Below are 18471 nucleotides of genomic sequence, written 5' to 3'. Positions count from 1 at the left end.
CAAGGGTGGCATCGAAATGATGCGCAGGCAATCCCTCTTGTTTCCTGGAAGCTCCCTAGTTAGCCTTGAGGTGTGCAGCGATCATTTCGATCGCTCCCCGACTCCTAGGGGATAGTTGTGTCCTCCGATTCGATCCTTCCGCGCTCCTTGAGTGACGACGACTGGCTCACGCCACGCGAAGTCGGACCGATCCTTCGCGTGACCGAGAAGACGCTCTCCAACTGGCGTTCCCTCGGCATCGGGCCGCCCTACCGGAAACTCAGCGACGGCCGCTCCGGGCGCGTGCGGTACCGGAAGGCCGTAGTCCTCGCGTGGCTCGACCGGTGCGGGAAGGCTGCGGCATGAACAGGACTCGTCCGACCCTGTCTGAAGTTCGCAGCTGGGCGGCAACGGTTTCTGTCGCCGAGGCAGCCAGGGCCATCGGCTGCAGCAAGAGCCACCTGCACCAACGGATCAAGCGCGGCGACAGCCCCGTCAAGACGATCCCGTTCGGCGCCCGCGTCGTCGTCATCACCGCAGACCTGGTCCGGCTGCTCTCCGGCGAACCCACACACGCCCAGCTCGAGGCCGAATCCGGCGCCGAGGGGGCAGCATGACCGAGAACGCAGAAACGCCCCGGCTCGACCCCGGGGCGCTTCAGAAAGTCTCCGCAGCTAGCGGCTCGACCGCGCTCACGGTACCCCAGGACTCCCCCGTGGCGCATCAGCTGCGGCAGCGCCGCGCAGCCTCCTACCGGCGCCCGCCCATGCCGTGCGGCCACCGCGACCCCCTGGACTGCGACGCAGCCACCGCCGGCCCCGGCACCTACGGACTCACTGACGCCGAACTGCGGGCCCACGCCGCCCAGCTCATCCGCTGCGGGTGGAGTCTCGCCGAAGTCCGCACCCGCCTCGCCGTACAGCTCCCGCTGGGGGTGGCTGCATGAGCGACAGCCGGCACGCCCTCGACCTCGTGCAGGAACTCCTGGGCCCCGCTCATGCCGAAGAGAAGATCACGGCACATGGGCACACGGCCCTGACCAACCTGATCAGCGCCCTGTGCTGGCGGGACAACAACCCCAACCGCGCCGAATACGTCACCCGGCTCGGCGACCTGCACCGCAATGACCCCGAACCCGTACTTGCTGCCATCGTCACGGCCGCCGGCTGGCTGAGGGAGGCGCGGTGACCGAGGCCGACGTCTTCGACATCGCCGGCCTGTGGGCCGAAGCCAAAAGCCTGTTCTTCGCCAACGACTTCCCGCCCTACGCATCCCCTGCCTGGCTGGCACTCCACCCCGACGACCCGCGACGCCTCGCCGGCGCTCTTGATGCTGCCGAGAAGTGGCGGAAATTTGGCGACGAGGAGTCCCTGCTCCAGTGGCTCCGCGACGCCGCCGGCCGCCGGTTCACCGCCGAGGGCAAGACCGCTTCGGAGCTCGCCGAAGCGCGGAAGCCCAAGCCCCCGCACGTCCTGCAGGCCACCCCCGGATGGCCGCCCATCCGTATCCCTGGCGGCAACGGCCGCTACCTCATCTACACCGACGAAAGGAGGGAGGCCGCGTGAGTGAAGCGCCACTGCGGCCGGCGCCGGTCGACGACTACAGCCCCGAAGACGAAGAGCTACTCGAACCCCCCGCCGACGAGTCCCTCGGAGTCCTGACACGAGACCTCAGGTATCCGCGCCGCACCTACGACGACATCGGAAACGCCGAGCGGCTCGTCGACCACTACGGCGCCGAGGTCCGCTTCACCGTCGATGCCGAACAGTGGGTCACCTACGAAGAGGGCCGATGGAGCTTCAAGGGCGGCGCAACGCGGGTCTGGCAGCGCGTCATCCGCACCATCGACGCGCTGCCCACTACCGAGGCCACGACGTACAGCAAGATCGCCCCCGTTGGGCCCAAAGGCGAAGAGCTGCCCTCCCCCCGAGAGAAGTTTCTCCAGTGGGCTGGCTCCCAGCGCATGCGGGCCAAACTCGCCGCCATGCGAGAGATCGCCCAAGGGCACCCGGCGCTGCACTGCTTCATGAACGACTTCGACCGGCACGAGATGCTGCTCAACGTCGGCAACGGTGTGGTCGATCTGCGGACCGGCAAACTGCTGGACCACGACCCCGGCCTGTTCCTCATGCAGCAGTCGCCCATCCACTTCGAGCAGGGTGCCAAGGCCCCCATGTGGGAGCAGTTCCTGGCCTCAGTCATGCCCGACGAGGAACGGCGCGCCTATCTGGCCCGCGTCGTCGGCTACACCCTCACCGGCTCCACCGAAGAGCAGGTGATGTTCATTCATCACGGGGACGGCCAGAACGGCAAGGGCGTTTTCATGCGGGTCGTCACTGAGATCTTCGGCGACTACGCCCAGTCCGTCCCGCGGTCCACGCTCATGGCCAAGCAGAACGAAGGGATCCCCAATGACGTCGCCCGGATGATGGGCAAGCGCCTGCTCTCCACCACCGAGACATCGGCCGGCAAGAGGCTCGACGACGAGCTCGTGAAGCAGCTCACCGGCGAGGACACCGTCAGCGCGCGCTTCCTCAACAAGGAGTTCTTCGACTTCCGGCCCGTCGGAAAGATCCACCTCGTCACGAACTACCTGCCCACCGTTGGCGGCGGACACGGCATCGCCCGCCGCCTCCAGGACATCGGCTGGGACGTCATCGTCCCGCCCGAAAAGCGCATCAAGAAGTACGACGAGAAGATCCTTGCCGCCGAATCGTCAGGCGTCCTGAACTGGGCGATCCAGGGCTGCCTCGACTGGCAGAAGAACGGCCTCGCCGTCCCGGCCGCGGTCCGCGAGAAGACGAAGGAGCACCTGGCCAAGTCCGAGCCGCTGCTCATGTGGCTCGACGAGTACACCAGGCCGGCCGAGCCGACGACCTACACCGAGACCGGGACGCTCTTCGCCAACTACAAGCGGTGGTGCCAGGACGGTTCCCTCCGCGAGATGAGCATCCGCGCCTTCGGTGACGCCCTCGCCGAGAAGGGCTACAAGCGCGGCAACCACCCAACGAACCGAAGGTCGGTGATCCATGGCCTCGAGATGGCGCCCAGCTTCTGACCCCCGAAGGGAACCGAAGGCTTCCCCGAAGGGATTCCGAAGGCTTCTTCGAAGGCTTTGACCTGCACTTCGAAGGGATCGAAGGGAAGTACATGAGGTCTTGCGCATATGAGGAAAGCAACGTCTCTCGTATGGCCTATAGGGGCTTGACCCCCCTCGGATCCCTTCGATCCCTTCGACCCCTTCGAAACCCGAGGTCAGACCCCCGAAGGGATCCCGAAGACATCCCTTCGAAGCCTTCGGGAAGCCTTCGGACCGACCTGAGCCCCGATCCCTCCTTGCTGCCGCCTTTCGGCGCCAGCCACAGACCAGGAGTCACTTTGAATATCTCGATCCACTGCCCCGTATCGCTCACCCCGGCTCCGGCCGGCTGGTGGGTCCAGCACACTGGCCCGGACGGCCGAAAGTTCCAGTCGCGGATTGTCGCGTGGGCTGTCGTCACCACGGGCGTCAACAGCGAAGACAAGGCCATGGGCACCACGGTGCAGCCCGTCTTCCTGGAGAACGGACGCCTCTGGACCGTCAGCGAGTGGTACGGCGCCATGGGTACGGACTACACCGTCGAGGTGGTCGAGCCGTGACCGAGTCCCACGTCGAGAACGCCGTCGCCGCCCGAATAGCCGCGGCCCGGTGGAGAGCGGCGGAGAACAAGCGGCGGCGCGAAGAACTCGCCGAAGCCCGCCGCCGCGGTCTCGCCCGCCGCCACGCCCAGAAGCTGCGCAACCTGCACCCGCCAACAGGAAACGTGCCAACGGGTCAGCAGGAACCGGCAGCAGACCCTGCGCAGCCCGCCGCCTCCACGACGGAGGCCGTGCCTGCCCCCCAGAACGCGAAAGTGGAACAAACCAGCACAGACCGGAGATCACAGTGACCGACACCTACACGGCCCTCGAGAACGAACTGCCGACAGTCAGCCCCACCACCCTCGCAACCTGCGGATCCCCCCAGGTTGTCGTGTCCTGCCCGCACTGCGGGGCGCAGCACCGGCACCTCGGGCTCGGGCTGAGGCGTAGCCCGTGCGGACGCTGGTACCTCGTCAAGGTCGTCGGGAGGCAGTCGTGAGCGGCCGCCCTGACGTCACAGTCCGCGGGCTTCAGGCCGCCATCGGCCTCATGACGGCCCGGATCTGGGACGTGACCGTCGACCAGGCGGCCGTACTCGGCGACACCCCGGCCGAGGAAGCCTTGTCCGCCCTGGCCGTCATCGCCGCCGCTTCGATGGGCGCCACGATGCCCGACCTCGGCAAGCCCATGCTCCGCGACATCGGCGGCCTGGCCGCACAGGTCGAAACGGGGGCAGCGTGAACGCCCCCACGCCGCCGCGGCGCCGGCCGAGGATCAACGTGACAACCTCGCGTATCGCAGGCCGGTACCGCACCGCCGCAGACCTGTCCGACCCCGCCAACCCTGATCCCATGCCGACCGTGAGGGACGACGGGTTCGTCCGGGTCGGCGTCGGCGCCGGCCTGGGCCCGTCCGACGTGGCGACCGCCGTGGCCTTCGCCCAGGGCATCCGAAACGCCCGCAACGTCGAGATCATCGCCACCAGCCGGGAGGCCGGCGAGGCAGCAAAAAGGCTCTTCCTTGCCGCCTGGGACCTTCCCCCGGTCCGTGACCCGAACACGCCTCTCGAGGCGTCCACCACGGTCAACTGGGTCGGCCTGATGCTGGCCATGGCCGGGCACAGAGAAGACGACGACCGGTGATGACCACAGCCAAGGCGCCCCGCGTGCCGTACACGGACCACCGGCCGGCGCCTGTGGTGATTCACGACGGTCTCGTCGTTCCGGGCGCCCTGGCTGCGGACTTGGTCGCCGCACTCGACCTCCTCGAAGCCTATGTGCGGGGCGTGCTCCCTCGAGGGGCCCGCCCGCCGGGCCGACTCCCGCCTGTAGCCGTTGCTGTGCGGTCCGCGGCCCGCGCCGCTGCCCAGGTCGCCGCGCAGCAGGCCCAGTACGTGGCCGCTAACGCAGCCGCAAGCGCGGCCGCACCGAGATTTCTTGCTCCTGCGCAAATCCCCGCACAGTTGTCGCAAGAGATCACGACTGAGCAGGCCGCCGCCATCGCGGGGATCACCGAAAGCCGGGTCCGTCAGCTGGCCGCCGCGGGAATCATCGCGGGCCGGAAGACAGACAGGAACGTCTGGCGCCTCGACCCCTCCACCGTGCGCGCCTACCGCAACGGACGACGGAGGACCGGGCGTGGCGACCAAGACGGAGACGCATCCCGCTGAGGCACTGGCCGAGGCCCGCCAGACGGCCGGAGAGCTTCGCTCCCAGCTGGCCGGCCTTGAGAGCGATCTGGCCCAAGCCATCGAGGCGAAGGACTACCGTGCGGCGGAGAACGCCCAGGCGGCAGCCAACGGCATGCGCCCCGCAGTGCTGCTCGCCGAGGCCCAGGTAACGGCATACGAGGCCGCAGCCAAGGCCCTGACCGAGCACGTGGAACGGGAGAACGTCGCCGCGCTTCAGCAGGAGAAGCAGGAGCGTGCCGAGGCTGCCAGGGCTGAGGCGATGGCCGGGGAGCGGGACGCGCACGCTGAGGCGCAGAAGCACCTCGAGGCGGCTCAGAAGGCAGTCGAGGAAGCCGGCGCTGCCCTCCGCAGGGCGTTCGCGGCGGAAGCGCGCGAGACCGGGTTCCGGCAGGCGATCCACCGGATCGAGGTCGAAGCCGGCTGGGTTGAGCCGGCCGCGTTCGGCGTGGGCGGCGCGCAGACCGTTCAGCCCGTCATTGACCTTTCTCCTGTCCTGACCGCGATCCGGCGGTCTGGGGCCTGAGGCGGCGCGTGGTGGGCGTCAACGTCACCGGGCGTGCCGCGTGGGTGGGGCGCGCTGGAACCAAGGCCGGGGAGTGGTGTCCTCCTTTTTCCGCCGTGTTGATCCGGCCTGCGCCCGCCCCGCGCCCCTCCCTGTCCTCGCGAACGGCAGGCTGATATGACCGAGGTAGGCGACCTGTTCATCCGGCTCCGTGCCGAGACGAGCCAGTTCACTGCCGGCATGGCAGCGGCCAGCCGCGGTGGCGAGTCGTTCGTAGCCCGCATGGGTGGCGTGCAGGGCCTCCTCACGAAGGTGGGCCAGGCCACCGCGGTCGTCGGCGTGGCCTTCGTTGCTTACGGCGTCAAGGCCGCTGGTGATTTCCAGCAGCAGATGAACCTGCTGGTCACTGCCTGTGGTGAGTCGTCTTCGAAGCTGAAGATGGTTTCGGATGGTGTCCTGTCCCTCGCCCGGCAGACCGGTACGTCGACCGAGCAGTTGGCCGAGGGCATGTACCAGGTCGAGAAGGCCGGCTACCGGGCCGGTGACGGCCTGACGGTCCTGAAGGCCGCGGCGCAGGGTGCGCGTGAGGAGGGCGCCGACCTCAAGGACGTCACGAACGCCATGACCTCGGTGATGGCGTCGTACCACCTCGAGGCGTCTGACTCAGTCCGCGTCATGAACGCCATCAAGACGGCCGCGGGTGAGGGCAAGATGACCATGCAGGAATTCAGTTCCTCGCTGGCCACTGTCATCCCCATCGCCTCTGCGAACAAGGTCTCCTTCGCTGAGGTCGGCGGCGCCATAGCCACCCTGTCGCAGCACGGTACCTCCGCGCGCGAGGCGACCCAGGAGCTCGCCTCGACCATTCGGGGCCTTGCGGCCCCGAACAACGTCGCAGTTCAGGAGATGCAGCGGCTTGGGCTGTCCTCGACGGACGTGGCGACGAAGCTGGGTCAGCGGGGCTTGACCGGCACTCTGGATCTGCTCTCGCAGACCGTGCTGTCCAAGATGGGTCCGTCGGGAACGGTTCTCCTGGATTCGTTCAACAAGACGAAGCAGGCGGCTGAGAACGCCCAGACGATGATCAAGTCAATGCCCGCCAGCATCCAGGAACTCGCCCGCTCTTATTCGGCCGGGTCGATCTCCCTCGCCGACTGGCGCAAGGAGTTGAAGGCGCTCCCGCCCGAGCAGGCCAACCTCCTCACGCAGTACGCCACGCTTCAGAACAAGACGAACGGGTTCTCGGCTGAGCTGAAGAAGGGCGGCCCGGCCGCCCAGACGTACACCGAAGCGATCAAGAAGATGACCGGCGGGGCCATCGGTCTGAACACCACTCTCCAGCTGACCGGCGAGAATACCGATGGGTTCAAGGAGCGTGTGGGGAAGGTCAGTGAATCCTTCAACAATGCTTCCAAGAATGTCGAAGGATGGGAAATCACCCAGCAGTCCTTCAACGTTCAGATGGGGCGCCTGAAGGAGGCGGTTACCACTGCCGCGATCACCATCGGCCTACATCTCATCCCGGCCATCGTCAAGACGATCACCTTCTTCGAGAAGAACAAGCCTGCAGCTGTAGCGCTGGCTATCGTCATCGGCACGATCCTCGTGGCCGCCGTGACGTCCTTCACGATGTCGCTCTACGCAATGGCGGTTGCGGCGGCCATCAACCCGATCACGTGGATTGTCCTCGGAGTAGTCGCCCTCATCGCGATCATCGTGCTGCTGGTCATCAAGTGGGACACCGTGTGGGCGTGGATCAAGTCGGTGACGAAGGTTGCCGTCGACTATATCCTCGGCCTCTGGAACAACTTCACCAGCCGGAACAAGGCGATCTGGAACGGGATCACGTCCAGCATCAAGGAAGCCTGGGACAAGGTTGCCGCGTTCTTCTCGTCGGCCTGGCATGCGGTTGCGGATCCCATCGTCAACGCCTGGCACTGGATTACGAGGGTCACATCCAATGTGTGGGATGGGATCACGGCGTTCTTCCGGAAGTGGTGGCCCCTTCTGCTGGTGATTTTCGCTACGCCGATTGCGATCCTGCTCGCCGTATGGAATCGCTGCCACCAGGCCGTGGCCGACGGGGCGCGTGTCATCTGGGACGGCATCAAGACTTTCTTCCATTTGGTCTGGGAGGGGCTCAAGGCCGTGGCCGGCGTGGTCTGGGATGGGATCAAGTCCGCCATTATCAACCCGATCATGTCGGTCTGGCATGGGCTTCAAGCGGCGTGGAACATCATCTCGCCGTGGCTGTCGGAAAAATGGTCAGGGATCAAACATTCCGCTGCCTCGATCTGGGCTGGTATCAAGTCATCGATGATCACGCCGATCAGCGATGCCGTCTCCGCGATCAGCCGCTACATAGGCGAAGTTGCCGACAAGATCAGCAGCGGTCTTCACCGCGCCTGGGACAGAGTCAAAGACGTGGGCAGCTGGTTCCGGGATATCGGGTCGGCCATCGTCCACGGCATTGTCAACGGCATCTCGGATTCCGCTGGCGCGCTGTACGACAAGCTGCGGGGGCTGGCGGACGGTGCTCTCAAGGCGGCGAAATGGTTCATCGACTCGCACTCACCGTCGAAGCGGTTTGCCCGGGAGGTCGGCGCGCCGATCGCGCAGGGCATCGCCCTGGGCATCGACGAGAACGCCCACACGGCGGTGTCGTCCCTTCAGTCGATGTCCGGGCTTCTCGCAGGCCAGAAGATGGGCGTTCCCTCCATCTCCGCCACCAGTGGGTATGGCCTGGCCGGCGGTGGGTCAGGGGGCGGCTCTCAGGTAACCAACATCAACATCACCGTTCAGGGCTCCGTCTCCACCATTGATGGCATCGCCCGCGACGTCGAAGACGCGTTCCTCAGGCGCGGCATGCGCAACTCGACCACCTACGCCCCCTACCAGCGCTGACAAGTACACCGCCTGACCTAGGAGTAGATATGACTCACGCCGAGAAGGAAGCGAGCTGGAAGGCTCTGCAGGCCCGCATGGACGCAGACGCCGCCAAGCGGCACGCGGCGCGCCTGGCAGTCAAGGAAGCCGCGAAGAAGGTCTCGGACGACGAGCTGAGGGCCACCATCGCCGAGGCGGTACGAACTGCCGTGCAGGGTCTGCTTGCAGGGAACGCGGAGGTGACCGAGTCGGCTCCCCAGCCCTCTCCGGAGGCGCCGGCCGCCGCCGAGGCCGGCCCGCTGTACGAGATGGAGCCCGGCGCCTGGCAGGCGCACGCGAGCCGGTACTGGGCAGACCGGATGGCCCCCAAGTACCGCCCCATGACGATGGGAGAGTTCCTGGGGGCGCAGGCAGACGACGACGGGGCGGCATAGTGCAGGCCGTCGTGCCGGTACGCCGAATCCCGCCCGAGGCCTTCGGCCCCACGCTCAGGGCCGCGCGGGCAGCAGCGGGCCTCGGTCTACGGGAGGCCGCCAGGAGTATCGGCATCCCGTCCAGCTACCTGCACGCGCTGGAAGCCGGCCAGCGGTGTCCGTCCAGGACGATCGCCGAACGGATCGCCGCGGCTCTGGCTGTAGACGAGGCCGCGCGCGTGATCCTCTTCTCGGCCGCGGTCACTGGTGTCGGCCGCGACCATCCGGCCCGGACGGAGACCGGCGCGTGGACCTGACAGCCAGCCTCCGTACCTGCGACTGGTGTTCGCACCACTTCCTGCCGCGGAACAACGGCGGGCACCCGCAGCGCTTCTGCACACCCGTCTGCCGGAGGTTGTGGATGGCGAGGCTCGCGAAGAGGCGGAAGCAGGTTCGCCGGCTGGCCGTCCTCATCAAGACCAGCCCGGAGCCGAAGCGAAGCCTGTTCGTCGAGTACCGGCGCGTCGTCGAGGAGGCGATCGCTGTTCTCGAGCGCCAGCGGCACGCCTCGCGGGTGCTCTCCTAGGGAAATTCGGCGATACAGAATAATGCCCGTTATCCTGTAACCATGGGTACTCTTCCGGTAGTTCACGCACAGCCTGACTTCCTCGAGCCGACAACCGCCGTGCCGCTCTCTCTGCGCGGCACGCCGCCCGCCTCCTCCCCGGCCGCCCTCCTCGAGCTGCTCGCCCGCGCCGGCGCCGAGCCCACGGTCGTCGAAGCGACCGCCACGTGGCTGATGCGCCGGGGCTCGGAACACACCCGCACCGCCTACGCCAAAGACGCGTCCTGGTGGCTGGCCTGGTGCGCTGCCGCAGGAACTGACCCGTCGGCTGCCCGTCCTGTCAACGCCGACCAGTACGACGTGGCTCTCCGTGAGTCCGGACTGGCGAAGTCAACGCGTGCCCGCAGGCTTGCCGCCGCCTCGAGCTGGTACGACTACCTGGTCCGCGCAGAGGCAGCCGACCGGAATCCGTTCCTCGGAATGGACCGCCCCTCGGTGTCCGCCGACGACTCGCCCACCCGCGGCATGACACCGGCCGAGCTGGCCAAGTTCCTCTCTTACGCCCGCAGTCGGGAGAGTGCCCGCACCTACGCTCTGCTGGTGCTGCTCGCGACCACCGCCGCCCGCATCGGGTCCGTCCTCGACGCTCTGGTCGGCTCAATCGGGTCCGACCAGGGCCACCGAGTCATCGACCTGACGACCAAGGGCGACCACAAGAAGCGATTCGTGCTTGTGCCGCTCGCGGTGGAGTCTGTCGAGGCGTACCTTGCCGCCCGCGGCCAGGCAGGCGCTGACGAGTATCTGTTCGCCACCCGCACGGGCCGGCCGATGGACGAACCGGCCGCCTTCCGTACCGTGCGCCGCGTCGCCAAGGCCGCCGGAATCCCGCACGCCGGCCAGCTCTCCCCCCACTCGTTGCGGCACTCCTACGCCACGGCACTGCTGAGCGGAGGCGTCCCGCTTGCCGACGTCCAGGACGCGATGGGCCACGCCGACCCGCGCACCACCCGCCGCTACGACCGGGCCGCCGGAGCCCTGCACCGCTCCCCGTCGTACAAGATGCAAGAAGAGATCACCAAGGCCATGGACGCACTGCCGACAGCCTGAGACCGGCGGGAGATCCGGGCACGACTGAGCCCCACCGCAAAGGAGTCGCGGTGGGGCTTGGTGCTACCCGGCCCGCCCGTACTCCGCCGAGATCACGGACAGGCCGGGGGCTAGTGGAGGTCGGCCGGATCCCTGGACGTGATCGGCCGACACTTCCGGTCGCCGAACTCGTGGGCGTACTGCTCCGGGCGGGCCGCGGATGCCGAGTCGACGGGGATCGTCTCGTACCACTCGCTTCGGATCGCCCGGTCGCACCGCGCACAGATTCTCATTCCGCCTCCTCGGGCTTCGGACAGCTCCACACTTCGACGTCGAGGCGGTGCGCGCCGTGCGTCCCGTACAGCCAGCCGCGGGCCACCGCCCCGGTCGTGAGCTGGCAGCCGCACACCACGCAGGCACGGCCGGCCGTCTGCTCCCACGTGAGCCCGTACACCTCGGGCAGGGGCACCCGGGCGCACGACAGAGCCGTCACGAGGAGGCCTGCGGCGGGAGGCCGGCGAACTGCCAGCGCGGCAGCAGACCACGCTGCTCCCGGCAGGGAGCGCACGCGTACAGCACCACCGGCGGCCCGCAGCTGCGGCCGGCAAATCGGACAGGCCGCGCGGTCTCGGATGATCCAACGTGAAAGTGGCACCAATTCACGGGGCTGGTCTCGGCGCCCGTGGCGCCCGCTTGTGTCGCCATGACCAGCACCGTAGGAAGCCGCACCGCAGGGCGTCCGACCGATTGCAGCGGATTGCGCGGACTCTGGCCGCGTTGACGCCAGTTGCTCACACAGGTGCAAGCAGGTGCCGTGCGCGCGCGATCAGCCGATGAGCCTGCGGCCCATACGCGGCCGCCTCGTTCAGCCCGTCCCACACCCGCCTGTACAGGGCGAGGTCGTCGGGCGAGTCGAAGGACAGCTCGGTGTTGATGGTCTCGACGATGACGCGCTCCTCATCGAAGATCCAAAACCCGTGCTTCGGGGTCAACTCCAAGGGGGCGCCAAGCGGAACGATGCCGAGCTCGACGGTGCTCATGCCGATCAGCCCGACGAGCCGGTCGAGTTGGCCGATCATGGTCGCGCGCGGGCACACGAGCGCATGAAGGGCACCCTCCCACACCAGGACCCGGAACAGCTTGCCCGCCTCGTACAGCACCTCCTGGCGGCGCATGCGGGCCGCGACGGCAGCCTCGGTGTCACGCGGGGACTGCATCAGCAGGGCGTTCTTCGCGAACAGGTGGCGGGCGTAGTCGGGGGTCTGGAACAGACCCGGGATCACCGTGGCTTCGTAGCCGCGCATCGTCGCGGTCTGCTGGTACTCGACGACGTACCGGTCCTGCACAGGCCGGTTGCCGGCGGCGAGTTGGCGGCGCCATGACCGCTGCTGAGACTCCAGGCCCCGGAGACGGCTCACGAGGTCCCCGGCCTGATCGGGTACCCCGGCGGCGGCAGCCCATGCCGCGAGGTCGTCGGCGGTGGCGGTCTGCTTGCCGTTCTCCAGGCGGGACACCTTGGAGCGCTGCCAGCCGAGGCGGGCGGCGAAGTCCTTCCCGTTCACGCCGGCCTCGGCACGCAGCTCCCGTAGGCGCGCGCCGAGGGCCACCCTGGCGCTCTGAAAGTCCGTGCTCACACCGCTGAACGTACCTGCGCCCACACCTCCGCAGTAGGGGTAGCGGCAGGCCAGGCCCGGTCTCGGGCCCGGCACGCGGCGAGCACCTCGGCCGGGTCGTCGATGACCTCGACACCAGTTGTGACGTCCTGCTCGTCGATGTGGAAGCGGACCAGGGTTTGGGAGTCGAACAGCCAGAAGTCGTACTCGGGCAGGTCCAGGCGCACGGCCCCCGAGCGGGCGAGTACGCGGATGTCCTCGCCAGCCACCGCGTTCGCTGTGGCGGACGCCATCAAGAACCGCTGGCCGTCGGTAGGCGGCTCGTCAATGATGCGCACCCGGGAGAACAGGGCGCCCTGCGCGGCCCTCTCACGGACGTTGACGTGCCAGGGGTTGTCGAGTTCCGGCGCCGGGTCGACGCCACGCATGAACGCCTGGAACCGGGTGCCGGCCCGGTCGGTGGCGTAGCCGCGGCGGGTCTCCAGTCGGAACGCGGTGTGCTGGAACTCGGCGAACAGGTGGGCGATGTCCTCGAAGCGGACCAGGGCGGGCACCGTCACTCCTTCGGGGCGAAGCGGGTGAGCAGGTCGCGCGGGATGACGACGAACGTCTCGTGCTCGCCGACGTCCCGCAGCTGCGCGAGGTGCTCAGGGTCGGTGAGCATGTCGCCCTGGACGACGATGTCGCCGGTCTCGACGACCTCATAGAGCGTCGGACAGTTGCCGTACTCGGACGTGGTCCCAATGAACCGCAGGGTCATGGCGAGCTCCGTTCAGGCCGGTTGGGCCACCAGCATGCGGTGAGCAGAGCCAGCACGGGGGCCAGTTGCAGCAGATTGCCCAAGCGGCAGCGACACAGAGCTGCTACTCGCAATCTGACATGCACACCCGGGGGCCTTAAGCCCTATCGGTGGAGGTAAACGAGATGCCGCGCGATTCAACCCGATAGTGCCAAAATTGCGTTGTTTTGCCGTGTCGCGATCTCGGCCGGACGGACGCTGGTGATCCAGAAATCCGCCGACAAGGGAGCACTGATGGAGGCTGGCGGCATGCGCGGCGTGGACAGCTTGCGGCACTACACACCCGAGGAGGCGGCTGAGTTCCTACCCGTATCGGCGACGACGCTTCGAGAGTGGATCCGTGCCCGGAGCGTGCCGCATCACAAGCTGGGCGATAGCGCTTCGTTCAGTACGGAGGACATTCGCACCATGTGTGCCATGGCGGCCGTAGCGCCCTTGCCTGAGCTCACGCCGGCGACTGACGCCGAAGCGGCACCCGCGCAGCCCAGCGAGCCGGCCACCCCGCAGCCCGGACCGTATCTCACCGTCGATGAGGCCGCGTCCATTCTTCGCTGCAGCACGAAGTGGCTTCGAGATGGTGTGAACCACTCGGGATTTCCGCATGCCCGCCTCAGCCGTCTCCTCTTTACCCGTGAGGACCTTGAACGCATCTTTGAGATGCATCACCGGCCGGCGCGCGCCCGTCGACTATCCCCTGCTGCTGCCCGAAGGGTGCAAGGCCAACCGGCCAGGAAGTCAAGGGCGCTGGGCCCGGCCGTTCCCCGGTAGCCCGCTTGTGCGCAGTTGAAGCGAGGCTGGCTGAGTCGATACCGCCTTGCTCGCCGCCTGCTCGGCCTGCTCCCTTGCAGGTCAGCTTCTGCTCGCAGGCTGCTCGCGTTTGCTCGCGGGTCTTCGGTGAGCGCCCCCGAGCAGGGGTCGAGCAGGATCTGACCTGCGGCAGAGCAGGCCGAGCAGAGCCCGAGCAGGGGACAAACAGGCCGGAATCACCCTGGACAGTGTCCCCTATGTCCCGGAAATCCCCCGGACAATGTCCGGTTTACCCTGGACATCCCCCGGACAGTGGGCGGAATTTTCCGGGCCCTGTCCACCCTCTGTCCGCCCCGCATTCCGGGGCATAGTGGGTCACTGTCCGGCCCGGTTCCGCCTCATTTGGGGGTCACGCCCCGGGTCACGGTGGACACGCAGGTCAGAGCGCGGTCACACCCCGGGTCACGGCCGTGGCCACGGATGGCCACGCAGGTGAGGGGGTCGCGCAGACTCCGGCAGCACCCACTCGTAGACGGGGTCTGCGCTGAACGCATACCCTGCAGCACGCGGGCGCGCCGGCCACTCTCCACACCGCGGAGGGTACCCATGAGCGGGGTACCCCTCGTCTCATCCTGCGATCGCAGGAAATCCATCCGCCTGGTGGACGAGACCCCGAACCGAGTGGGGGTCCGGATCGGATCGGACCCCTCGGGGCAGGTGGGCTCTCGCCGGCCGCGTTCACTCGTTCATTCACTCGTTCACTCGCCGCCCCACGTGAACTCCGAGGCGGCCTATGCGCGCACGTGCGCGCGTGCGCGCGAGGGCGCGTTGATGTCAAGGGCTCGGAGTGAATGGACTGAGCCGAGCCGTTGAGCCATCGTCAAGGGCGCCCCGCCTACCGCCCCCGGTAGGAGTCGGGGCGGGTGACAGGGCGCCATGGTGGAGCGTCAGCGGCGGGTTCGGCGCTCGAAGTCGACGGCCGCGAGCAGGCCGCGCATCTTCGCCAGCCCGACCCGGTACCGGTCCAGCTCGGCGAGCAGGCTGTCGACGCCGACCAGGTCCAGCTCGAGGCCGTCGGCCTTGTACTCCGAGAGCTGCAGCCAGACGGCTGCGGCAGAGGGCTGCGGACTGGTCGAGTGCAGCTGGAGCTCGGCGCCCAGCATCGGGTGAACGACCGGCGTCGGATGGTTCGCCCGGTCCCGCGGCAGGTTCACCTCGAGGAGCTCGCTCTTGTGGAAGCAGTCGTCCACCTGGTCGTCCCAGTAGGCGTGGTCCACGGTGCACCAGTCGGGGCAGGTGATCGTGGCGGTGGCGCCGCCGAGGGTGGGGCCGGTGTACGTCTTCATCGGATGTCCTCCGGGTTCACGCGGTTGGCGTCGATCCAGGCGGTCCGCTCCGCGTTGTACGCGGCGAGGCGGGCCGTTTCGTAGCAGGGGGTGAAGCTGTCGATGCTGCCGTGGTCCTCGCAGCAGAGGACGCAGTAGGCGGGTCCGGTCAGAGGCTCGTCCACGCTGAACATCCACGCGTGGCCGTTCTCGTCGGCCGTCTTCGGGGTCGGGTCGATCCACTGGAGCGGGCGCCCCGGGGCGGTCGTGCGGACCAGTACGGGAGGCAGGGGCATTTGCCATGCCACCTGGGCGGCGAGGGTCTGCACGGCGGTCACCGCCCCTGCACCGGGTAGGCGCGGTCGACTGCGCGGTAGATGCTCTGCATGTACGGCTTGATCGACTCGTCGATCTCCTCCCACTCGGCGAGGCTCTGGGCCGTCCGTTCCAGTTCGACGAAGTTCTCGTAGGTCAGCTGCAGCTCGACGGACTCCCGGATGTACGGCACCGACCAGCTGTCGGGGTGCTCCTCGCAGTTCCCCGCCGCCAGGTCCAGCGCCGTCGCGAGCATGTCTCGCGTCATGGCCACCTGAACCGTGACGACCGCACGGACGTCCTCGCCGGGGTCGGTCGCGCCGAAGATCTCCGTCGGCGCAGTCGGCGCCGGGTACGTCGGGCGCCGGTCCTGTGTTCCGTCGCGCTGGGTGTAGAGAATGGTCATGGTTCCGCCTCCTGTGGCGTTGGACCGTGGGCCGGTCCGGGGTCGCTTCCCGGGCCGGCCGTTCTCGTGGTGCGGTGGTCACTTGCGCGCTAGCGCGAAGATCACGTTGCGGGTGTCCGCGAAGTGATCCGGTGATCGTTTTGGCGGTGCCGTCAGAGCGACGGTTCTCAATGCCCCCAAGGGCCCGCTCCTCTTTGCGGAGAAGGCGTCCGAGCCCTTGGGGGGCTGGGGGTGCAAGGCGCGGAGCCCTACGGGGGATTGGCCGGGGAACCCTGGGGGCCTGGTCCGTGGACCCTTGGGCGCAGAGGCCTCCGAGGCCCTGTGAATATTGGGCTGCGACCCTTTACGCCCAAGGGGTCGGAGGCCTTTACCCCCAAGCCCTTCAGGCCTCCCGGGGGCCAGGGGGGAGATGTGGAAGACGCTGCGGGAACGGCCGCTCCCACTCCCCGGTCATTAGGGATTCGACGTGCGCTTCGGAGGGTCCCGAAGTGCGGGGGGAGATCGGACGCGACCTGCGGTCCAGCACCCCTCTCGGGGGCCTTGATTTGGATCGCACGCTGGGCTAACTCGCCGCCCCGCACGCGTCCCGCCACAGCTGGTTCTGCCGCACGTTCCTCAGTAGCAGCATTGCGAACGGCCACGGCAACGTGTCGGCCTTCACGTTGTTGCACGGCCCGCACGACAGGACCAGGTTCCGCTGACGCCACGTCTTCCAGAGGGCCCGCGGCACGTAATGGTCGAGGGTCGCCCCGACCATCTCCGGACCGAACGGGCGCCGGCAGTAGAAGCAGCGGGCGCCGTCCCGGCGGACCAGGTTGTGAACGATCCTGGTCCGCGTCTCGCTCTTTGGCCGGCCGCGGCTCACTTGGCGCCTGCGGCCCGTGCGATGGCGTGCCCGGCCAGGTTGGCGCCGTGCCTGTCTCCGGTCGCCTGAGCGGCCAGCAGAGCGGCGAACAGGCTGGGGATGGGCGGGAGCTGGCGAGGCTTCACACGGCCCAGCGCGGCGGCCTCAGTCGGACGGCGAACCACGGCGGTCCCCATCACGCCTCCCTGTGGTCGAGGGCGGACAGCAGGTCGCGCAGGACGATCTCCAGGTGGACCGCGGCCCCGAGCATGGCCCGGGCGTCGTGAATGTTCGCGGCCTGCTGTTCTGCAAGCACCTCCCTGGCCCGCTCAAGGGCGAAGTCCAGGGAGTAGGCGGGCCCGTCAGGTCCGGGCTCACGGAGGGGGCTGTAGTCCGTCATCACGCCTCCCCCTCCTGCAAGGCCTGCAGGCGGTCCCGCAGAGGCAGCAGCCCGTACAGGGCGTGCGCGGTGATCGCGGCAGCCAGGTCACCGAGACCGGCCGGGTTGAACTCGGCGTGCTCCCCATCGATCTCCACGACCACGGTCACGTCCCGGCTGCCGTGCTCGGCGAACGGGAACTGGCACAGGTTCGCCGTCAGGAACTTCACCCGGCCGCGACCGGGGACGTCTACCGAGGCGGCGTGCTCGACGCCGTCGTGACGGATCCCGGAGCGATGGTTGCCGGCGGGGTGTTCGACGGCGCACCACGAAGGCTCCTCGAGGGCGACCGGCCCGTGGTCGAGGGTTTCCACGGTCACGGTGCGCGGGGCCACACGCAGCGTTTCCTCGCCCGCCGGCCAGGTGCGGCCCAGAACGTCGCTGTGGAGCGCGTGGAAGGCCTGGTTCTGGATGCAGGGGAATTCCGGCTGCCCGGGCTGCGGGGCCGCACACACAACGGGGTCACCGGCGAGGGCGCCCTTGTGCCAGTCCAGCAGCTCCGGCGGCACGTTCTCCAGCGGGTCGCGGGCGCTCACTGCTGGCCGCCCTGCACGAACATGGGCACGGGCCAGTCGGTGACGTCCACGTCGTGCCAGGCAGCCAGCAGGCCCCGGACCACCAGGTCGTGTTCCATCTGGCCGAGGCCCTCGGCGAGGTGCACCGTCAGCTTCTGGCCGTCGGCGATGATCCCGCCCATGAAGCCCCCGAGCTCCGCCACGTACTCGATGGTGGCGCTGCACTCGGCCAGGACGTCCGCAAGCGGGTCCGTCAGGAACTCCCAGCGGGAGAAGGCGAAGGTGCTCACGCCGGCACCCCCGGCAGAAGCGGGTTGATCTCAACCTCGAACGGGGTCGGCAGCGGCTCCAGGTCCATGCCGAGGGCCTGGCAGATCAGATACCGCGGGAAGAAGTCCCGCTCAAAGTCACCCAAGTTCGGCGACAGCAGGATGGTGATACTGCTGGCGCGGACCACGGTGGCCCCGAAGAAGGCGGGGTCAACATCGTCCGGGGCGAACAGGAGCCGCGCGCCGTACTCCGCGAGCAGGGTGTTCAGCTCGGTCTCGAAGATGTAGTCGAACGTCTTGTGCTCGACGGGGACCCGCGTGGCCGTCATGTGCAGGCGATCCGGCGTCGCGGCCGGGTTCTGCTCCCGCTCGCTGGCCGTCGGCTGCTTCGGAACTCCGGTCACCTTCGGGGCGGCCGGCAGGCTGTTCTGTGTCTTGCTGCTCATGGCTGACTCCC

At 68.1% G+C, this 18471-nt stretch carries 30 protein-coding genes; 17 read left to right on the top strand and 13 right to left on the bottom strand.

Annotated features, from left to right (window positions below):
• The first annotated feature begins 117 nt into the window (after positions 1-117).
• The 16 genes from OG904_RS09020 to OG904_RS08945 all read left to right on the top strand — a co-directional run bounded on the left by OG904_RS09020 (position 118) and on the right by OG904_RS08945 (position 10763).
• Entirely contained in the window at positions 118-345 is a 228-nt protein-coding gene (locus OG904_RS09020; RefSeq protein WP_405489123.1) for a helix-turn-helix transcriptional regulator, read from the top strand.
• Entirely contained in the window at positions 342-596 is a 255-nt protein-coding gene (locus OG904_RS09015) for a DNA-binding protein (RefSeq protein WP_405489121.1), read from the top strand. The genes OG904_RS09020 and OG904_RS09015 overlap by 4 nt, the downstream gene beginning before the upstream one ends.
• Positions 593-925 carry a hypothetical protein gene (locus tag OG904_RS09010; RefSeq protein ID WP_405489119.1) on the top strand — a complete coding sequence of 111 codons (333 nt, stop codon included), beginning with the start codon at positions 593-595 and terminating at the stop codon, positions 923-925. Before OG904_RS09015 ends, OG904_RS09010 begins: the two co-directional genes overlap by 4 nt.
• Entirely contained in the window at positions 922-1167 is a 246-nt protein-coding gene (locus tag OG904_RS09005) for a hypothetical protein (protein WP_405489117.1), read from the top strand. Before OG904_RS09010 ends, OG904_RS09005 begins: the two co-directional genes overlap by 4 nt.
• Positions 1164-1544 carry a hypothetical protein gene (locus OG904_RS09000; protein WP_405489115.1) on the top strand — a complete coding sequence of 127 codons (381 nt, stop codon included), beginning with the start codon at positions 1164-1166 and terminating at the stop codon, positions 1542-1544. Before OG904_RS09005 ends, OG904_RS09000 begins: the two co-directional genes overlap by 4 nt.
• Positions 1541-3037: a phage/plasmid primase, P4 family gene (locus OG904_RS08995; RefSeq protein WP_405489113.1), complete on the top strand. Its 1497-nt coding sequence runs from the start codon at positions 1541-1543 to the stop codon at positions 3035-3037. Before OG904_RS09000 ends, OG904_RS08995 begins: the two co-directional genes overlap by 4 nt.
• A 320-nt stretch (positions 3038-3357) precedes the next feature.
• Complete coding sequence (locus OG904_RS08990) at positions 3358-3618, top strand: hypothetical protein (RefSeq protein WP_405489111.1); 261 nt, start codon at positions 3358-3360, stop codon at positions 3616-3618.
• On the top strand, positions 3615-3908 hold the full coding sequence (locus tag OG904_RS08985) for a hypothetical protein (RefSeq protein ID WP_405489110.1): 294 nt from the start codon (positions 3615-3617) through the stop codon (positions 3906-3908). Before OG904_RS08990 ends, OG904_RS08985 begins: the two co-directional genes overlap by 4 nt.
• Before the next feature lie 187 nt (positions 3909-4095).
• Complete coding sequence (locus tag OG904_RS08980) at positions 4096-4341, top strand: hypothetical protein (protein WP_405489108.1); 246 nt, start codon at positions 4096-4098, stop codon at positions 4339-4341.
• Positions 4338-4742: a hypothetical protein gene (locus OG904_RS08975; RefSeq protein ID WP_405489106.1), complete on the top strand. Its 405-nt coding sequence runs from the start codon at positions 4338-4340 to the stop codon at positions 4740-4742. Before OG904_RS08980 ends, OG904_RS08975 begins: the two co-directional genes overlap by 4 nt.
• A 495-nt stretch (positions 4743-5237) precedes the next feature.
• Entirely contained in the window at positions 5238-5813 is a 576-nt protein-coding gene (locus OG904_RS08970) for a hypothetical protein (RefSeq protein ID WP_405489104.1), read from the top strand.
• A gap of 156 nt (positions 5814-5969) precedes the next feature.
• The gene (locus OG904_RS08965) at positions 5970-8696 is read left to right on the top strand and encodes a phage tail tape measure protein (RefSeq protein WP_405489102.1); all 2727 of its coding nucleotides are present in this window, start codon (positions 5970-5972) and stop codon (positions 8694-8696) included.
• A 29-nt stretch (positions 8697-8725) separates the two neighbouring features.
• Complete coding sequence (locus OG904_RS08960; protein ID WP_405489100.1) at positions 8726-9112, top strand: hypothetical protein; 387 nt, start codon at positions 8726-8728, stop codon at positions 9110-9112.
• Positions 9113-9123: 11 nt separating this feature from the next.
• Entirely contained in the window at positions 9124-9408 is a 285-nt protein-coding gene (locus tag OG904_RS08955; protein ID WP_405489098.1) for a helix-turn-helix domain-containing protein, read from the top strand.
• Positions 9399-9677, top strand: a complete 279-nt coding sequence (locus OG904_RS08950) for a hypothetical protein (protein WP_405489095.1) — start codon at positions 9399-9401, stop codon at positions 9675-9677. The genes OG904_RS08955 and OG904_RS08950 overlap by 10 nt, the downstream gene beginning before the upstream one ends.
• 99 nt (positions 9678-9776) lie before the next feature.
• Complete coding sequence (locus OG904_RS08945; RefSeq protein ID WP_405489093.1) at positions 9777-10763, top strand: tyrosine-type recombinase/integrase; 987 nt, start codon at positions 9777-9779, stop codon at positions 10761-10763.
• A 268-nt stretch (positions 10764-11031) separates the two neighbouring features.
• Here the strand turns inward: OG904_RS08945 and OG904_RS08940 are convergent, their stop codons facing one another.
• The 4 genes from OG904_RS08940 to OG904_RS08925 form a co-directional block, all read right to left on the bottom strand.
• Positions 11032-11235 carry a hypothetical protein gene (locus tag OG904_RS08940; RefSeq protein WP_405489091.1) on the bottom strand — a complete coding sequence of 68 codons (204 nt, stop codon included), beginning with the start codon at positions 11233-11235 and terminating at the stop codon, positions 11032-11034.
• Between the two features lie 298 nt (positions 11236-11533).
• Positions 11534-12376: a helix-turn-helix domain-containing protein gene (locus tag OG904_RS08935; protein WP_405489089.1), complete on the bottom strand. Its 843-nt coding sequence runs from the start codon at positions 12374-12376 to the stop codon at positions 11534-11536.
• Positions 12373-12909 carry a DUF6879 family protein gene (locus OG904_RS08930; RefSeq protein ID WP_405489087.1) on the bottom strand — a complete coding sequence of 179 codons (537 nt, stop codon included), beginning with the start codon at positions 12907-12909 and terminating at the stop codon, positions 12373-12375. The genes OG904_RS08935 and OG904_RS08930 overlap by 4 nt, the downstream gene beginning before the upstream one ends.
• Positions 12910-12911: 2 nt before the next feature.
• On the bottom strand, positions 12912-13115 hold the full coding sequence (locus OG904_RS08925) for a hypothetical protein (protein ID WP_400003915.1): 204 nt from the start codon (positions 13113-13115) through the stop codon (positions 12912-12914).
• 273 nt (positions 13116-13388) lie between these two features.
• Here OG904_RS08925 and OG904_RS08920 point away from each other — a divergent pair, with 273 nt between their 5' ends.
• Positions 13389-13922 carry a helix-turn-helix domain-containing protein gene (locus OG904_RS08920; RefSeq protein WP_405497886.1) on the top strand — a complete coding sequence of 178 codons (534 nt, stop codon included), beginning with the start codon at positions 13389-13391 and terminating at the stop codon, positions 13920-13922.
• Between the two features lie 926 nt (positions 13923-14848).
• Here OG904_RS08920 and OG904_RS08915 read toward each other — a convergent pair.
• The 9 genes from OG904_RS08915 to OG904_RS08875 form a co-directional block, all read right to left on the bottom strand.
• Positions 14849-15247: a DUF6907 domain-containing protein gene (locus OG904_RS08915; RefSeq protein ID WP_405489085.1), complete on the bottom strand. Its 399-nt coding sequence runs from the start codon at positions 15245-15247 to the stop codon at positions 14849-14851.
• Positions 15244-15522, bottom strand: coding sequence for a hypothetical protein (locus OG904_RS08910; RefSeq protein ID WP_405489083.1), 279 nt, complete (start codon positions 15520-15522; stop codon positions 15244-15246). The genes OG904_RS08915 and OG904_RS08910 overlap by 4 nt, the downstream gene beginning before the upstream one ends.
• A 38-nt stretch (positions 15523-15560) precedes the next feature.
• Positions 15561-15947 (bottom strand): hypothetical protein, encoded by a 387-nt coding sequence (locus tag OG904_RS08905; protein WP_405489081.1) that lies wholly within the window; start codon positions 15945-15947, stop codon positions 15561-15563.
• A 562-nt stretch (positions 15948-16509) separates the two neighbouring features.
• On the bottom strand, positions 16510-16812 hold the full coding sequence (locus OG904_RS08900; protein WP_405489079.1) for an HNH endonuclease: 303 nt from the start codon (positions 16810-16812) through the stop codon (positions 16510-16512).
• On the bottom strand, positions 16809-16937 hold the full coding sequence (locus tag OG904_RS08895) for a hypothetical protein (protein ID WP_405489077.1): 129 nt from the start codon (positions 16935-16937) through the stop codon (positions 16809-16811). The genes OG904_RS08900 and OG904_RS08895 overlap by 4 nt, the downstream gene beginning before the upstream one ends.
• Positions 16938-16987: 50 nt before the next feature.
• On the bottom strand, positions 16988-17191 hold the full coding sequence (locus OG904_RS08890) for a hypothetical protein (RefSeq protein WP_405489075.1): 204 nt from the start codon (positions 17189-17191) through the stop codon (positions 16988-16990).
• Positions 17191-17766: a DUF6907 domain-containing protein gene (locus OG904_RS08885; protein ID WP_405489073.1), complete on the bottom strand. Its 576-nt coding sequence runs from the start codon at positions 17764-17766 to the stop codon at positions 17191-17193. Before OG904_RS08885 ends, OG904_RS08890 begins: the two co-directional genes overlap by 1 nt.
• Complete coding sequence (locus OG904_RS08880) at positions 17763-18035, bottom strand: hypothetical protein (protein ID WP_405489071.1); 273 nt, start codon at positions 18033-18035, stop codon at positions 17763-17765. The genes OG904_RS08885 and OG904_RS08880 overlap by 4 nt, the downstream gene beginning before the upstream one ends.
• Positions 18032-18460: a hypothetical protein gene (locus OG904_RS08875; protein ID WP_405489069.1), complete on the bottom strand. Its 429-nt coding sequence runs from the start codon at positions 18458-18460 to the stop codon at positions 18032-18034. The genes OG904_RS08880 and OG904_RS08875 overlap by 4 nt, the downstream gene beginning before the upstream one ends.
• Between the last annotated feature and the right edge of the window lie 11 nt (positions 18461-18471).

It is taken from the genome of Streptomyces sp. NBC_00096, assembly GCF_045041305.1.
Classification (GTDB): Bacteria; Actinomycetota; Actinomycetes; order Streptomycetales; family Streptomycetaceae; genus Streptomyces.
Note: the sequence above shows the minus strand (reverse complement) of the source record. Positions and strands in the feature narration are given on the sequence as shown.

Bases quoted from the DNA above. Each gene is read 5' to 3' on its own strand.
- OG904_RS08875 (WP_405489069.1), bottom strand. From the start codon at position 18,460: ATGAGCAGCAAGACACAGAACAGCCTGCCGGCCGCCCCGAAGGTGACC.
- OG904_RS08905 (WP_405489081.1), bottom strand. From the start codon at position 15,947: ATGACCATTCTCTACACCCAGCGCGACGGAACACAGGACCGGCGCCCG.
- OG904_RS08920 (WP_405497886.1), top strand. From the start codon at position 13,389: ATGGAGGCTGGCGGCATGCGCGGCGTGGACAGCTTGCGGCACTACACA.
- OG904_RS08915 (WP_405489085.1), bottom strand. From the start codon at position 15,247: ATGAAGACGTACACCGGCCCCACCCTCGGCGGCGCCACCGCCACGATC.
- OG904_RS08965 (WP_405489102.1), top strand. From the start codon at position 5,970: ATGACCGAGGTAGGCGACCTGTTCATCCGGCTCCGTGCCGAGACGAGC.
- OG904_RS08910 (WP_405489083.1), bottom strand. From the start codon at position 15,522: ATGCCCCTGCCTCCCGTACTGGTCCGCACGACCGCCCCGGGGCGCCCG.
- OG904_RS09010 (WP_405489119.1), top strand. From the start codon at position 593: ATGACCGAGAACGCAGAAACGCCCCGGCTCGACCCCGGGGCGCTTCAG.
- OG904_RS08925 (WP_400003915.1), bottom strand. From the start codon at position 13,115: ATGACCCTGCGGTTCATTGGGACCACGTCCGAGTACGGCAACTGTCCG.
- OG904_RS09015 (WP_405489121.1), top strand. From the start codon at position 342: ATGAACAGGACTCGTCCGACCCTGTCTGAAGTTCGCAGCTGGGCGGCA.
- OG904_RS09005 (WP_405489117.1), top strand. From the start codon at position 922: ATGAGCGACAGCCGGCACGCCCTCGACCTCGTGCAGGAACTCCTGGGC.
- OG904_RS08960 (WP_405489100.1), top strand. From the start codon at position 8,726: ATGACTCACGCCGAGAAGGAAGCGAGCTGGAAGGCTCTGCAGGCCCGC.
- OG904_RS08890 (WP_405489075.1), bottom strand. From the start codon at position 17,191: ATGACGGACTACAGCCCCCTCCGTGAGCCCGGACCTGACGGGCCCGCC.